This is a genomic window from Kineococcus xinjiangensis, from assembly GCF_002934625.1.
GTDB lineage: Bacteria > Actinomycetota > Actinomycetes > Actinomycetales > Kineococcaceae > Kineococcus_A > Kineococcus_A xinjiangensis.
On record NZ_PTJD01000006.1, the window covers coordinates 40,063 to 54,991 of the forward strand.

Consider the following 14,929-nt stretch of genomic DNA (forward strand, 5'->3'; position numbering starts at 1 on the left):
GTCGCTCCGGGGAACCGGCGCGGACCGCGACGCCTCCCCCGATGCCGGCACGGCCCCCCCGGAGTCCGCGGCCCGGTCCATGACCCCTCCGGACCGCGGGGCGGTGACGCGCGAGGGCTCCGCCCCGCGCCCGTCCCGCTGGATCCTCGCGGCGATCGCGGTCGCCGCGGTCGCCGCGCTGGTGATCGCCCTCGTGGTGGGCCGCGGCGGCGAGGATCCGCCCGCCGGTGTGGACCCGGGCGTCGAGGACCCCCGCATCGCGATCAACGCCGGGGGCGAGGAGGTCACCGCCGGGGACCTCTCCTACGGGGCCGACGCCCACGCCGAGGGCGGGCGCACGTCCAGCGCGACGGTGTCGAGCGACCGGGAGGACGCCGAGGTCTTCTCCGATGTCCGCGTGGGGGCGACGGGCTACAGCGTGCCCGTTCCCGACGGGACGTACGAGGTCACGTTCCAGACGCTGGAGAACTACTGGACCGAGCCCGGCCGGCGCGTCTTCGACGTCACGCTGGAGGGGCTCGAGGTCCTCGCCGACTTCGACCCGTTCCTGGCGGCCGGTGGCAAGGACGAACCGATCACCCGCACCCTCCGCACCACCGTGACCGACGGCAGCATCGACCTGGAGTTCGACGCGGACCAGGACCAGTCGATCATCGCCGGCCTCGTCGTCACTCCCCAGGACGGCGGGCTGGCGCGGACCGCGGGCACCGCCTGGGAGCAGGTCTTCTTCGACGACTTCGGCTCGGGCCTCGACGACGAGCACTGGTGGCGCTACGGCGGAATCGCCACCGCCTCGGGCTCCCCCTACTCCCAGGAGGGCGTCGAGGTCGTCGACGGGAACCTGGTCCTGACCTCCCGCAGGGGTGCCGACGGCGTCTGGCGCGGCGCCGGTGTCGGCTCGCGCCTGAACCAGACGTACGGACGCTGGACGGTGCGCGCGCGCGGAGAGCGCGGCCACGGGATCACGATGGTCTTCCTGCTGTGGCCGACCATCGGGAACTGGCCGCCGGAGATCGACTTCGCCGAGGACAACGCCGAGGACCGGGACATGATGTCGGCCACGGTGCACTTCGAGAACGGCGTCAAGGTCCACCACGAGCGGGAGATCGACTCCACCCAGTGGCACGACTACACCGTGGAGTGGACCCCCGGCGAGACCCGCTTCCTGATCGACGGTGAGCTCTGGGCCACCGTGGTGGACGGGCGCGTGCCCTCGGAGCCGATGCGCCTGGGCCTGCAGTCGGAGGCGTGGCTGGAGGGCACGGACTTCTTCCACCCGATCGACGAGACCACCCCCGCCGAGGTCCGGGTCTTCATCGACTCCGTCACCGTCGAGACCCGCGCGGGCTCCTGACCGGCGCCCGCCGGGCGGCGGGCGGCGGTCCTCGACCTTCCCCGAGCGGTTGGACCACCCGCTCCGGGGCCCGCACAGCGCCCTGGACCGGCCCTCTCGTCACACGGAGTCATGGCCGAAAGGTGCGCATCCTCCCGTTCGGCGGAATTGGCCCCGCGAATAGCAGCCCTGAGTTTTCCGGGAGAGTCCTTCGAGTGCCTTCGCTCAAGAGCGGCATGAGCCGGGACGAGGAATGTAGGGAAGGGTCCCCCGGTCTCTCACGAAACGGTCCATCATGCGCTTGCTCGGTTTCTTCACCACGGCGGTGGCCACCACCGTCGCCACTTCCTGCTTGATCGTCCAGCCGGTCGCAGCCACCACCAGCACGAGCGGCCCCATCGCCCTCAACGCCGGTGGCGGGGCCGTCACCGCCTCGGGTGTCGCCTACTCCGCAGACGCCTTCAACCTCGGCGGCTGGGGCTCTACCGCGACGCTTCCCACGGGCACCACCGACGCCGCCGTGCACTCGAAGGTGCGGGTCGGCTCGAGCGGCTACAGCGTCCCCGTGACCAACGGCACGTACCACGTCACGCTCCAGACGGTGGAGAACTACTGGACCGAGGCCGGCAAGCGGGTCTTCGACGTGAACCTCGAGGGCAAGCAGGTCCTCGCGGCCTTCGACCCGTTCGCCGCGGCGGGCGGGAAGGGCGTGCCGATCAACCGCACGTTCGAGGTGAGCGTGGCCGACGGGAAGCTCGACCTCGGGCTGAAGGCCATCGTCAACAACACCATCGTCTCCGGCCTGGTCATCGCCCCGTACACCCCGGCCCCGACGACCGGCTCCACCGAGGACGTCAACTCCACGATCGCGGTCAACACCGGCGGCGGGTTCACCACCACCTCCGGCATCACGTACATGGCCGACAGCTACGGCAACGGCGGACGCAACGCCACCGCCGCGGTCCCGGCCGGCACCACCGACTTCGAGGTCTACTCCAAGATTCGCGTCGGATCGACCGGTTACACGGTGCCCGTGACCAACGGCACCTACGAGGTCCGGTTCCAGACGCTGGAGAACTACTGGAGCGCCCCCGGCAAGCGTGTCTTCGACGTCAGCCTGGAGGGCAAGCCCGTCCTGACCGCGTTCGACCCCTTCGTCGCGGCCGGCGCCAAGAACACGCCGATCACCCGCACCTTCGAGGTCGGCGTCACCGACGGCTGGCTGAACCTCGGCCTGCACAGCCGCATCGACTCCACCGTGATCGCCGGCCTCGTCGTCATCCCGAAGGTGGCCGCCGGGACCGCCCCCGCGCCCTCCACGTTCAAGCTGCAGTCCTTCGAGGGCTTCGACAGCACCCTCAACGACACCATGTGGTGGCGCTACGGCGGTGTGGCCACCGCCTCCGGCTCCCCCTACGCCTCCTCCGGTGTCAGCGTCACCGGCGGCAACCTGGTCCTGACCTCCCGCAAGGGCACTGACGGTGTCTGGCGCGGCGCCGGTGTCGGTCACCGCGTGAACCAGACCTACGGGCGCTGGACGATGCGGGCCCGCGCCGAGAAGGGCCGCGGGATCACCATGGTGGCGCTGCTCTGGCCGACCGCCGGCGGCTGGCCGCCGGAGATCGACTTCGCCGAGGACAACGGCGGCGACCGCGACATGATGTCGGCCACGGCCCACTTCGCCGACCACACCCGCAAGCACTCCGAGACGGCGATCGACTCCACCCAGTGGCACGACTACGCCGTCGAGTGGACCCCCGGTCAGATCAAGTACCTGATCGACGGCAAGGTGTGGGCGGCCGTCGCCGACTCGCGGGTCCCGAGCCAGGCCATGCGCCTGGGCATCCAGTCGGAGGCGTGGGTCAAGGGCACGAACTGGATCTACCCGATCGACGCGACCACCCCCAGCCAGGTCCGCATCTACGTGGACTCCGTGAAGGTCGAGACGTTCCTCGGCTGATGACCTGCCGGTGATCCACCGCCGCACCGGCCTCCGCTGACGCCCCGCCCCCCGCGGGACGGCAGCGGGGCCGCTGCGGCGACGACGGCCAGGGTGTGAGCAGCAGCGCTGCTCACACCCTGGCCGTCTCCGTTCCCGCCGGCACCCCGCACCGGTTCGAACCCCGCACGACTGCGAACACCGCACGGTTTCGAATCCCGTACGGTTCAGGTCTCGCGCGGCGCCTCCAGTTCGTCCTGCGCCCTCCGCGACCGGGACCCCTCCTGCACCCACTCCGCGACGGACTCGCCGAACGTCCGCACGAACACCACGCCGACCAGCAGCAGCGGCCAGGACAGCGCCACGCCCCAGGCGCGCGGCAGCACCCGCTGCCCGTCGACGCCGGCGGGCAGCAGTGCCGCGGTGGCCACGGCGAGGGCCGCTCCCAGGAGTGCACCCAGCACCGCGGCGGCCAGCGTGCGCAGCGGCCGGGTGCCGGGGCGGCGCAGCACACGCAGCGCGGCGGCGGAGCCGAGCAGTCCGCCGAGGACGGCCAGGGCCCCGTCGCGGGCCGCGTCGAGGGATCCCCGGGTCAGGTGCGGCTCGCCGCCCAGCCAGCCGGGGGGGTCGTGCGTGATCGCCCACCAGGCCGCTCCGACGAGCGGTCCCGCGCCCACCTGCACCAGGAGGACGGTGCGGGCCGCGCGCGCCGGACGGGCCACCCGGGCGCGCCGCATCACCGGTCCCCCGCCGGGTGCATCACACCAGGCACGAGGGTCCGAGGAGGGCCTTCAGGTCCCCGAAGAGCGCCGGCGAGGGGGTCACGCGCAACCCGTCGTCGAGGCGCATCAGGGTGGTCCTGGCCCTGCCGCCGTTGCCGCCGGAGAGCAGCTGCAACCGCACCTCCGTGCCGCCGGGATGGGTGCGCAGCACGTCGCGCAGCTTCTCCACCATCGGCGGGATGCACCGGGTGACGGGCATCGCGATCGTCACGGGCAGACCGTCCCCGGCCGTGTTGAGGTCGGGGATGGTCAGCTCGGAGCCGTAGATCGTCGGGACCTCGTCGCGGCGGTTGAGCCGCCCCTTGACGATGCAGACGAGGTCCTCGGCGAGCATCGGGGCGACCGCGGCGTACGTGGCGGGGAAGAACAGCACCTCGATGGCGCCCTCGAGGTCCTCCACCGTCACGATCGCCCAGGGGCTGCCCTGCTTGGTCAGCTTGCGCTGCAGGCCGGTGATCATGCCCGCGATGGTGAGCTGCGAGCCGTCCGGGCGGGACTCGTCGGCCATCAGCTGCGCGATCGAGCAGTCCGACGCCTGCGTCAGCAGCCGCTCCAGGCCGAAGAGGGGGTGGTCGGAGACGTAGAGGCCCAGCATCTGCCGCTCGTGCGCGAGCAGCTCGGCCTTGTCCCACTCGGGCAGGTCGGGGATCTCCACGGAGAAGCCGCTCGTGTCGGCCCCGGAGTCCCCGCCGAGGCCCGCGAACAGGTCGAACTGGCCGATGGCCTCGTTGCGCTTGACGTCGACGACCGCGTCCACGGCGTCCTCGTGCCGGGCGACGAGCGCGCGGCGGCGGTGCCCCAGGGAGTCGAACGCACCCGCCTTGATGAGGGACTCGATCGTCCGCTTGTTGCAGACGACCGCCGGGACCTTGGTGAGGAAGTCGGGGAAGGACTCGTAGCGGCCCTTCTCCTCCCGCGCCGCGACGATCGCGTCGACGACGTTGGCGCCGACGTTGCGGATCGCGGTCAGGCCGAAGCGGACGTCGGTGCCAACAGGCGTGAAGTTCGCGGCGGACTCGTTGACGTCCGGCGGCAGGACCTTGATGCCCATGCGCCGGCACTCGTTGAGGTAGAGCGCCGACTTGTCCTTGTCGTCGCGCACGCTCGTGAGCACCGCGGCCATGTACTCCGCGGGGTAGTTGGCCTTGAGGTAGGCCGTCCAGTACGAGACCAGCCCGTAGGCGGCGGAGTGCGCCTTGTTGAACGCGTAGTCGGAGAAGGGGACGAGGATGTCCCACAGCGTCTTGACGGCCGCGGCGGAGAAGCCGTTCTCCTTCATGCCGGCCTCGAAGCCGACGTACTCGGCGTCGAGCACCTCGCGCTTCTTCTTGCCCATGGCGCGCCGGAGCAGGTCGGCCTTGCCGAGGGAGTACCCGGCGACCTTCTGCGCGATGGCCATGACCTGCTCCTGGTACACGATCAGGCCGTAGGTCGTGCCGAGGATCTCCTTCAGCGGCTCCTCGAGCTCCGGGTGGATGGGCGTGATGGGCTGCTGGCCGTTCTTGCGCAGCGCGTAGTTCGTGTGCGAGCCCGCACCCATGGGGCCGGGGCGGTAGAGCGCACCGACGGCGGAGATGTCCTCGAAGTTGTCCGGGCGCATCAGCCGCAGCAGCGAGCGCATCGGCCCGCCGTCGAACTGGAACACCCCGAGGGTGTCACCGCGACCGAGCAGCTCGTAGGTCGCCGGGTCGTCGAGTTCGAGGGCGTCGAGGTCGACGGGGTCCTTGCCGTTGGCGACGACGTTCTTCAGGGCGTCGTCGAGGATCGTCAAGTTGCGCAGGCCGAGGAAGTCCATCTTGACCAGCCCGAGCGTCTCGCACGTCGGGTAGTCGAACTGCGTGATGATGGCGCCGTCCTGCTCCCGGCGCATGATCGGGATCAGGTCGATCAGCGGGTCCGACGACATGATGACACCGGCGGCGTGCACCCCCCACTGCCGCTTCAGGCCCTCCAGGCCGCGCGCGGTGTCGACGACCCGCACCACCTCGGGATCGTTCTTGTACAGCTCGCGGAACTCCCCCGCCTCGGAGTACCGCTTGTGGTTCGGGTCGAAGATCCCCGCGAGCGGGATGTCCTTGCCCATGACGGCCGGCGGCATCGTCTTGGTGATGCGGTCGCCCATGGAGAAGGGGAAGCCGAGGACGCGGGAGGCGTCCTTGACGGCCTGCTTCGCCTTGATCGTGCCGTAGGTGACGATCTGTGCCACCCGGTCGTCGCCGTACTTCTGCACGACGTACTGGATGACCTCACCGCGCCGGCGCTCGTCGAAGTCGACGTCGAAGTCCGGCATGGACATGCGCTCGGGGTTGAGGAACCGCTCGAAGATCAGCCCGTGGCGCAGCGGGTCCAGATCGGTGATCTTCATGGCGTAGGCGGCCATCGACCCGGCACCGGAGCCGCGGCCCGGGCCGACGCGGATCCCGTTGCGCTTGGACCAGTTGATGAAGTCGGCGACGACGAGGAAGTAGCCGGCGTAGCCCTTGGACGTGATGACCTCGATCTCGAAGTCCGCCTGCTTGCGGACGTCGTCGGGGATGCCCGCCGGGAACCGCTCGGCCAGACCCGTCCAGACCTCCTTGATGAACCACGACGTCTCGTCCTCCCCCTCCGGGCAGGGGAAGCGCGGCATGTAGGCGCCGGTGGACTCGCTGAACTCCACCGCACAGCGCTCGGCGATGAGGAGGGTGTTGTCGCACGCCTCGGGGAAGTCCCGCCACAGCTCCCGCATCTCCTGCGGGCTCTTGAGGTAGAAGTCGTCGGAGTCGAACTTGAAGCGCTTCGGGTCCGCCAGCGTCGAGCCCGACTGCACGCACAGCAGCGCCGCGTGCGCGGTGGCGTCCTCGGCCCGGGTGTAGTGCAGGTCGTTCGTCGCGATCAGCGGCAGGTCGAGGTCCTTGGCGAGCTTGAGCAGGTCGTCGCGGATGCGGCGCTCGATGTCGAGGCCGTGGTCCATCAACTCGCAGAAGTAGTTCTCCCGGCCGAAGATGTCGCGGAAGTCCGCCGCCGCCCGGACGGCCTCGTCGTACTGGCCGAGCCGCAGCCGGGTCTGGACCTCCCCGGAGGGGCAGCCGGTCGTGGCGATGATGCCCTTGCCGTAGGTGGAGAGCAGCTCCCGGTCCATGCGGGGCTTGTAGAAGTGCCCCTCCAGGCTGGCGAGGGAGGCCATCTTGAACAGGTTGTGCATGCCGGTCGTGTCGCTGGCCAGCATCGTGATGTGGGTGTACGCGCCGCCGCCGGAGACGTCGTCACCGGAGGTCGAGCGCTCGTCGCCCCACTTGACGCGGGTGCGGTCCTTGCGGGCCGTGCCCGGCGTCAGGTATGCCTCGACCCCGATGATCGGCTTGACCCCGTGCTTCTTGGCCGACTTCCAGAAGTCGTAGGCGCCGAAGACGAAGCCGTGGTCGGTGGTCGCCACCGCGGGCATGCCCATCCGGGCGGCCTCCGCGAAGAGGTCGTCCACCTTCGCCGCGCCGTCCAGCATGGAGTACTCGGTGTGGACGTGCAGGTGCACGAACGACGACTCGGGCATGGGTGGGCTGCGCCTCCTCGGATGTTCATGGTGCTGGGTGGTGCTGTGCGGTGGCGCGGGCCGGCCCTGCTCGGGCACCGATCCGACGGCGTCGATCCTAGGCGCCGGATCCGACACCGGCCGGGAGGCGGCGCCGGTCGTGCGCGGCCGCGGGAGCCTCAGCCGGCGAGGCGCTCCAGCGCCGCCGCGAGATCGCCGGGGTAGTCGCTCTCGAACTCCACGTGCGCTCCCGTGCCCGGGTGCTCGAAGCCGAGCCGGACGGCGTGCAGCCACTGCCGCTGCAGGCCCAGGCGCGCCGCGAGCACGGGGTCCGCACCGTAGGTCAGGTCCCCCACGCAGGGGTGGCGCAGGCTGGCGAAGTGCACGCGGATCTGGTGGGTGCGGCCGGTCTCGAGGTGCACCTCGACCAGCGCCGCCCCGCGGAAGGCCTCGAGCACCTCGTAGTGCGTGATGCTCGGCTTGCCGGCCGCGGTGACGGCGAACTTGAAGGCGGCGCCCGGGTGCCGCCCGATCGGCGCGTCGATGGTGCCGCGCAGCGGATCGGGATGGCCCTGCACCACCGAGTGGTAGACCTTGTCGACGGTGCGCTCCTTGAAGGCCCGCTTGAGCACCGTGTAGGCGTACTCGCTCTTCGCCACGACCATCAGGCCGGACGTGCCCACGTCGAGGCGGTGGACGACACCCTGCCGCTCGGCGGCCCCGGACGTGGAGATCCGGTACCCGGCGCCGGCCAGGCCCCCCACGACGGTCGGGCCGGTCCAGCCCGGGCTGGGGTGCGCGGCCACACCGACCGGCTTGTCGACCACGACGATGTCGTCGTCGTCGTGCACGATCCGCAGCCCCGGCACCGGCTCGGCCACCACCACCGGCGCGGCCGCCGGGTCGGGCACCTCCACCTCCAGCCAGGCGCCTGCCCGCACGCGGTCCGACTTGCCCGCCGCCCGCCCGTCGAGGCGCACGAGCCCGGCCTCGGCCAGCTCGGCGACGCGGCTGCGGGAGAGGCCCAGCAGGCGGGAGAGTGCCGCGTCGACGCGCTCCCCCTCCAGGCCGTCCGGCACGGGAAGACTGCGCAGCTCAGGCATCGGAGCCCCCTCGCCGGGTCTGCTCGCCGGCCTGCCCGTCGGGCTCCTCCGCGCCCTCCCGCGTGCCGTCGAGCCGGTGCCCGCGAACGCCGAGGACGCCGATGAGGACCGCCGCGGAGACGACGCACATGTCGGCCACGTTGAAGATCGGCCAGTGCGGCAGCTCCAGGAAGTCGACGACGTGCCCGCGGCCTACGCCGGGCGCCCGCAGCAGGCGGTCGGTCAGGTTGCCCAGCACGCCGGCCAGCAGCAGCCCGAGCGCGACCGCCCAGCCGCGGCTGCGCACGCGGGTCAGCAGGACCACCACGACGACGGCCGCCACCACGGCGATGAGGGTGAAGAGCCAGGTCAGGTTCTCGGCGAAACTGAATGCGGCCCCCGGGTTGCGGATGAGCCGCAGCTGCAGCAGCTCCCCGACGAGCGGCTGCTGACGGCCGGGCACCAGGTGGGCCACCGCCAGCGACTTGGTGACCTGGTCGAGCGGGTAGAGGAGGGCGACCAGGGCTGCGGCCACGGGCCAGCGGCGCCGGGTGTCGACGGCGGTGGTGTCCCGGTCACCGGGCGGCGTCTCGGACGGGGGCGGGGCGGGAGCGCTCATCGGAGGAGGAGTCTCCCACGCCGATCCGCCGCCGCGGTCCGGGCGCGCCCGGAGGGGCGGTGCCGTCCCGCGGCGGAACGGGTCCTCGCCGTCAGCGCCGCTCGCTGCGCGACTTGCAGCCGATGCAGAGGGTCGCGCGCGGGAACGCCTGCAGACGCGCCTTGCCCACCGCGTTGCCGCACGACTCGCAGACGCCGTAGGTGCCGTTGTCGAGGCGCTCCAGGGCGCGCTCGGTCTGCTCGAGCAGGTCGCGCTCGTTGTTGGCGATGGTCATCTCGTGCTCGCGACCGGACGTGGCCGCGCCGTGGTCGACCTGGTCGTCACCGGCACCCTGACCGCCGGAGGCGACGAGCGCGCTGAACGCCAGCGAGGCGCGGTGCAGCTGCACCGACAGCCGCTCGACCTCCTCCACCAGCGCCGCGCGCTGCTCCCGCAGCTCCGCGTCGGTCCAGGCCAGCTCCGTGTCCCTGGTCGGCGGTCGCGGTGCGGGCCTGCGGCGGGCGCTCGGGCGCTCGCTGTGCCGGACCGGCACCTCGGCGACGCTCGTGGCGCCCTGCACGACTCCGTGTGCCATGAGTCCCCCTCAGCTGTTCACCCGACGTAGTGACGGGAACAGTAGAGAACGTCACCCTCTGTGAGCAACTCGAAATCGTGATTGCAGAGAGAAAAGTTCTGTACACGCACAGCGACGCCCCGCGCGGTGCGGGGCGTCGCTGTCAGAAGCGTCGGTCGGTGGCCGGTGAGACGCCGGCCCCGCCGGTCAGGACCTGTCGCCCGCCGGGCCCTCCGAGACGACCGGAGCCTGGCGCCGGAGCTGGTCGAGCTGGGTCTGGAAGTACTCGCCGAGGCGGGCACGCGACTCCTGCTCGAAGCTGCGCAGGTGGTCGATGGCCGTCTCGAGGTCCATGCGCTCCGACTGCAGCAGCCCGAGCGTGTGCTCGCGCTCCTCCGTGGCCTCGGAGACCAGCCGCTCCGCGGCGCTGCGCGCCTCCGAGACGATGCGGTCGCGCTGCGTCTCGGCCTCGTGCACGTACTCGTCGTGCAGTCGCTGCGCCAGGGCGAGCATGCCCGCCGCCTGCTCCACCGCCCCCGCTCCGGGCGCAGGCTGCTGCGGAGCCCCCTGCTGGACCGCGGGCTGCGACGGGGCGGGCTCGGAGGGTGCGTCAGGCTCCTCCGCCCCGGACACCTCCTCGGATCCGCCCGTGGGCCCGTCCCCGGCACCGGCGTCCCCGGAGGCCGCCTCCAGCGTCCGGTCGAGCTCGGCGATGCGCGCCTCCGACTGGCGCAGCTTCTCGCGCAGGTCGTCGTTCTCGGCGTTGAGGCGGCGGAGCTCCTCCACCACCTCGTCGAGGAAGTCGTCGACCTCCTCCTGCGCATACCCCTCGCGGACACGGGTGGCGTTGAAGCGCTTGTTGACGACGTCCTCGGGAGTCAACGGCATCGTGCATCCACCTCGCGACAGGCCGGCCCCGACAGCCGGTTCGGAAGGATCACGCTAGTCCACGAGTCCCGCAGGGGCGATCTCGACGCGCGGTCTCGTGTTGCGCAGAGCAACCGGAAGGCGACGGCTAGTAGCGCGCCGGATTGGTGAAGGTGAGCAGCATGTAGCTCAGGAAGAAGAGCACCAGGAAGCCCAGGTCCAGGCTCACCGGCCCGAGCCGCACGGGCGGCAGCACCTTGCGCAGCGCACGCAGCGGCGGGTCGGTCACCGTGTAGACCGACTCAGCCACCACGAGCACCACACCCCGGGGGCGGAACTCCCGCGACAGCGCCTGGACCCAGTCGAGGATCAGGCGGCCGATGAGGGTCAAGAAGAAGACCAGGACCACGAAGTGCGCGATCGCGAGAACAGCGTCCACCCGGTCATCCTCCCCGATGTCGGCTCGTGCCGTCGTCCGCCCCAACGTCCCGGCGGCCGCAGGGGTTCCGGTGCCCGGCCGCGCCCGGCGCCGAGCGCATCAGGACTGGTTGAAGAAGGTGCGCTCCTGCGGGCGCTCCTCCTCGTGCGCGGACACCTCGACGTTCTGCGGGGACAGCAGGAAGACCTTGCTCGTCACCCGCTCGATCGAGCCGTGCAGCCCGAAGACGAGGCCGGCCGAGAAGTCGACCAGACGCTTGGCGTCGGAGTCGTCCATGTCCGTGAGGTTCATGATCACGGGAACCCCCTGGCGGAAGCTCTCGCCGATCGTCTTCGCCTCGTTGTACGTACGGGGGTGGATCGTCGTGATCCGGTGCAGCTCCGGAGCGCTCGACTGAGGCACCACCTGCGCCACCTGCCTCCTGATCGGGGTCACCTGGGACGGACCGCTCTCCGGCCGCAGCTCGGCGACCGTGCGGTGCTCCGGAACGCTGCGGAACTCGTGCGAACCCCGGGGCTCCGGGGCGCTGCGGTGCTCCGGGAGCGCGGTCTTGCGCTGCGGCTCGTCCTCGACGAGCTCCTCGGCGTCGTACCGGTCGTCCTCGGCCAGGCCGAGGTAGACCATCGTCTTGCGCAGCGCGCCGGCCATCGCTTGCTCCTCGAAGTCGTCGACGTGGGCGCGCCGGCCCTCCGGGCTCGACCGGCACCACCGCTCGGGGTCGGACAGAGGGTGACGTTACCGTGCGGCGGGGCGGGGGCCGAGGATCGCGCCGCCGACACGCACGAGAGTCGCCCCGTGCGCCACGGCCTGCTCCAGGTCGCCGCTCATGCCCGCCGAGACCTCCACCGCACCCGGGTGGTCGCCGCGCACCCGCTCGGCCAGCGCCCGCAGCCGCGCGAACGCCCGGTCCGGCTCCTCCCCCAGCGGGGCCACGGCCATCACCCCCAGCAACCGCAGCCCGGCCGTGCCGGCCACCGCGTCCGCCAGGGCCGGCACGTCGTCCGGCGCCGCGCCCCCGCGACCGCTCGCGCCCGGAGCGGCCGCGTCGAGGCACACCTGCACGAAGCAGCCGACCTGCCGGCCCGCCCCGGTCGCCGCGCGGCCCAGCGGCCCCACGAGGCGCAGGCGGTCCAGCGAGTGGACCGCGTCGGCGTAGCGGGCCACGGAGCGCGCCTTGTTCGTCTGCACCTGGCCCACGAAGTGCCAGCGCAGGCCCAGCCCGGCGCACTCGGCCGCCTTCGCCGCCGCCTCCTGGTCGCGGCTCTCCCCGACGTCCTCCACTCCCAGCCCGGCGAGCAGGCGCACGTCCGAGGCGGGGAAGAACTTCGTCACGACGACCAGCCGGACGCCGCCGGGCGGGCGCCCGCAGGCGCGCTCCGCCGCACCGATGCGCCCGCGGACCGCGGCGAGGCGGTCGGCGAGCTCCTGCGCGCGCCCGCTCACCGCTGCCCCGGCCCCGCGGCCGCGGGCCCGGCGACGACGACGCCGGCGAAGCGACCGGTGCGCCCGTCGCGCCGGTAGGAGAAGAACCGGCCGTCCTCCGCCGTGCAGCCGGGAACGCGCCGCACCTCGACCCCCAGGGCCAGCAGCTGCGACGTCACACCCGCCACGACGTCCACGGCCGGGGTGCCGTGGCGCGTGACCGCACGGGCGGCCGGCACCCGCGCCGAGACGTCCTCGCGCATCGCCGCGGGCACCTCGTAGCAGCCTCCGCAGACCGCGGGGCCGGTCACCGCCTGCACGCTGCGGGCCCCCAGGTCACGCAGGGCGGCGACCACCGCGGGCACCACGCCCGCGACCATGCCCGGGCGCCCCGCGTGCGCCACGCCGACCAGCCCGGCGGCCGGGTCCGCCAGCAGCACCGGCACGCAGTCGGCGACCACCACGCCCAGGGCGATGCCAGGGCGGTCGGTGACGAGGGCGTCGACCTCCAGCCCGGAGCCGCCCAGCGGCCCTGGCGGCGCCTCGCGGACGTGGGCCACCTCGGCGCCGTGCACCTGGCGCGGGATGACGAGGGCCGAGGCCCCGAGCGCCCTGCGCACGGCCTCCCTGTTCGCGCCGACGACGGCCGGGTCGTCACCGACGTGGTCGCCGAGGTTGAGGCCGGCGAACGGAGCGGCGCCCCCACCACCCGAGCGGGTGGTGAAGGCGCCGCGCACGTTGCCGGGGAACCCCGCCGGGAGGAGGTCGAGCCCTCCCGCCGCAGCCCCTCCCGTCACTTCAGGAAGTCGGGGACGTCCAGGTCCTCCTCGTCGCGGCGGCCCCGCACCGGGCGCCGGCTCGCGGCGGAGGAGTCGTGGGGCAGCTCGATGACCCGCGGGACCTGCACCTGCTCCGGCGCCGGACGCGCCGGCTGCGGCTCCTCGCGCGGCAGCTCGATGTGCTGCTGCGGGTGGCTCGGAGCGTACGTCTGCGGGTCGGGCGAGTAGGGCGAGCGCTGCTGCTGGGCGTACTGCGGGGCGGGCGCCTGCTGGTAGGCCGGCTGCTGCGGGGCCACCGGCTGCGGAGCCGGCGCCTGCTGGTAGGCCGGCTGCTGCGGGGCCTCGTAGCGCGGCTGGGCGGGCGCCTCCTGCACCTGCTGCTGCGGCACGGGCTGGGGGGCCGGGCGGGAGGGGGGCACGGCGCTGCCGGTCACCCGCGGCGCGGCCTGGCCCAGCCCGCGCTCGTCGCGGCGGCGGGCGGGGGTGCCGCTGTCGAAGCCGGCGGCGATGACCGTGACGCGCACCTCGTCGCCGAGGGCGTCGTCGATGACCGCGCCGAAGATGATGTTGGCCTCCGGGTGGGCGGCCTCCTGCACCAGCCGGGCCGCCTCGTTGATCTCGTAGAGACCGAGGTCGGAGCCGCCCTGGATGGACAGCAGCACGCCGTGCGCCCCGTCGATGCTCGCCTCGAGCAGCGGGGAGCTGATGGCGCTCTCGGCCGCCTGCACGGCGCGGTCGTCGCCGCGGGCCGAGCCGATGCCCATGAGGGCGCTTCCCGCACCCTGCATGACCGACTTCACGTCGGCGAAGTCCAGGTTGATGAGACCCGGGGTGGTGATCAGGTCGGTGATGCCCTGGACGCCGGAGAGCAGCACCTGGTCGGCGGACTTGAACGCGTCGAGGATGCTGACCTGCTTGTCGCTGATCGACAGCAGCCGGTCGTTGGGGATGACGATCAGGGTGTCGACCTCGTCGCGCAGCTCGGCGATGCCGGACTCCGCGGAGTTGGCGCGACGGCGGCCCTCGAAGGTGAACGGGCGCGTCACGACGCCGATGGTCAGGGCACCGAGGGAACGGGCGATGCGCGCGACGACGGGCGCTCCACCGGTTCCGGTGCCGCCGCCCTCACCGGCGGTGACGAAGACCATGTCGGCCCCCTTGAGGACCTCCTCGATCTCCTCGGCGTGGTCCTCGGCGGCCTTGCGGCCCACCTCCGGGTCGGCGCCGGCGCCGAGACCGCGGGTGAGCTCGCGGCCGACGTCGAGCTTGACGTCGGCGTCGCTCATGAGGAGCGCCTGGGCGTCGGTGTTGACGGCGATGAACTCGACACCCTTCAGGCCGACCTCGATCATCCGGTTGACCGCGTTCACCCCGCCGCCGCCGACGCCGACGACCTTGATGACTGCCAGGTAGTTCTGCGGAGCTGCCACGTGGAGTGCCTCTCGCCTCTCTCAGCTGATGTCTGTCCGGGACCGCGGGCCCGGGAGGCCGACTGCGCCTCCCCGGCCGGGGCGATCCCGTGATGAACCTTCACCCTCAGGTCGAGGGTTAACGTTATGTCATCGTTTCGCTCGGGTGACCGTAGAAGTCGGAGTGCACTGCGTGC

Annotated in this window: 13 protein-coding genes; 2 read left to right on the plus strand and 11 right to left on the minus strand. The window is 72.4% G+C overall.

Annotated features, from left to right (window positions below; genetic code table 11):
* The first annotated feature begins 79 nt into the window (after nt 1-79).
* Entirely contained in the window at nt 80-1,354 is a 1,275-nt protein-coding gene (locus CLV92_RS09645; RefSeq protein WP_158257183.1) for a malectin domain-containing carbohydrate-binding protein, read from the plus strand.
* Between the two features lie 274 nt (nt 1,355-1,628).
* Complete coding sequence (locus CLV92_RS09650; protein WP_104432618.1) at nt 1,629-3,293, plus strand: malectin domain-containing carbohydrate-binding protein; 1,665 nt, start codon at nt 1,629-1,631, stop codon at nt 3,291-3,293.
* Between the two features lie 206 nt (nt 3,294-3,499).
* Here CLV92_RS09650 and CLV92_RS09655 read toward each other — a convergent pair whose 3' ends face one another.
* The 11 genes from CLV92_RS09655 to ftsZ all read right to left on the minus strand — a co-directional run bounded on the left by CLV92_RS09655 (nt 3,500) and on the right by ftsZ (nt 14,753).
* Nucleotides 3,500-4,009, minus strand: a complete 510-nt coding sequence (locus CLV92_RS09655; RefSeq protein ID WP_104432619.1) for a hypothetical protein — start codon at nt 4,007-4,009, stop codon at nt 3,500-3,502.
* A 22-nt stretch (nt 4,010-4,031) separates the two neighbouring features.
* Complete coding sequence (dnaE, locus tag CLV92_RS09660) at nt 4,032-7,583, minus strand: DNA polymerase III subunit alpha (protein ID WP_104432620.1); 3,552 nt, start codon at nt 7,581-7,583, stop codon at nt 4,032-4,034.
* A 158-nt stretch (nt 7,584-7,741) separates the two neighbouring features.
* On the minus strand, nt 7,742-8,665 hold the full coding sequence (locus CLV92_RS09665) for an RluA family pseudouridine synthase (protein ID WP_104432621.1): 924 nt from the start codon (nt 8,663-8,665) through the stop codon (nt 7,742-7,744).
* The gene (gene lspA / locus CLV92_RS09670) at nt 8,658-9,263 is read right to left on the minus strand and encodes a signal peptidase II (RefSeq protein WP_104432622.1); all 606 of its coding nucleotides are present in this window, start codon (nt 9,261-9,263) and stop codon (nt 8,658-8,660) included. The genes CLV92_RS09665 and lspA overlap by 8 nt, the downstream gene beginning before the upstream one ends.
* Before the next feature lie 91 nt (nt 9,264-9,354).
* Complete coding sequence (locus tag CLV92_RS09675; protein WP_104432623.1) at nt 9,355-9,837, minus strand: TraR/DksA family transcriptional regulator; 483 nt, start codon at nt 9,835-9,837, stop codon at nt 9,355-9,357.
* Between the two features lie 186 nt (nt 9,838-10,023).
* Entirely contained in the window at nt 10,024-10,704 is a 681-nt protein-coding gene (locus CLV92_RS09680) for a DivIVA domain-containing protein (protein WP_104432624.1), read from the minus strand.
* Between the two features lie 127 nt (nt 10,705-10,831).
* Nucleotides 10,832-11,122 carry a YggT family protein gene (locus tag CLV92_RS09685; protein WP_104432625.1) on the minus strand — a complete coding sequence of 97 codons (291 nt, stop codon included), beginning with the start codon at nt 11,120-11,122 and terminating at the stop codon, nt 10,832-10,834.
* Between the two features lie 99 nt (nt 11,123-11,221).
* A complete protein-coding gene (locus tag CLV92_RS22860) occupies nt 11,222-11,770 on the minus strand; it encodes a cell division protein SepF (protein ID WP_104432626.1) in 549 nt (182 codons plus the stop codon).
* 87 nt (nt 11,771-11,857) lie between these two features.
* On the minus strand, nt 11,858-12,565 hold the full coding sequence (locus CLV92_RS09695; RefSeq protein ID WP_104432627.1) for a YggS family pyridoxal phosphate-dependent enzyme: 708 nt from the start codon (nt 12,563-12,565) through the stop codon (nt 11,858-11,860).
* Complete coding sequence (gene pgeF / locus CLV92_RS09700) at nt 12,562-13,341, minus strand: peptidoglycan editing factor PgeF (protein ID WP_211291017.1); 780 nt, start codon at nt 13,339-13,341, stop codon at nt 12,562-12,564. The genes CLV92_RS09695 and pgeF overlap by 4 nt, the downstream gene beginning before the upstream one ends.
* Nucleotides 13,338-14,753: a cell division protein FtsZ gene (gene ftsZ / locus CLV92_RS09705; protein WP_104432628.1), complete on the minus strand. Its 1,416-nt coding sequence runs from the start codon at nt 14,751-14,753 to the stop codon at nt 13,338-13,340. The genes pgeF and ftsZ overlap by 4 nt, the downstream gene beginning before the upstream one ends.
* Nucleotides 14,754-14,929: the final 176 nt, after the last annotated feature.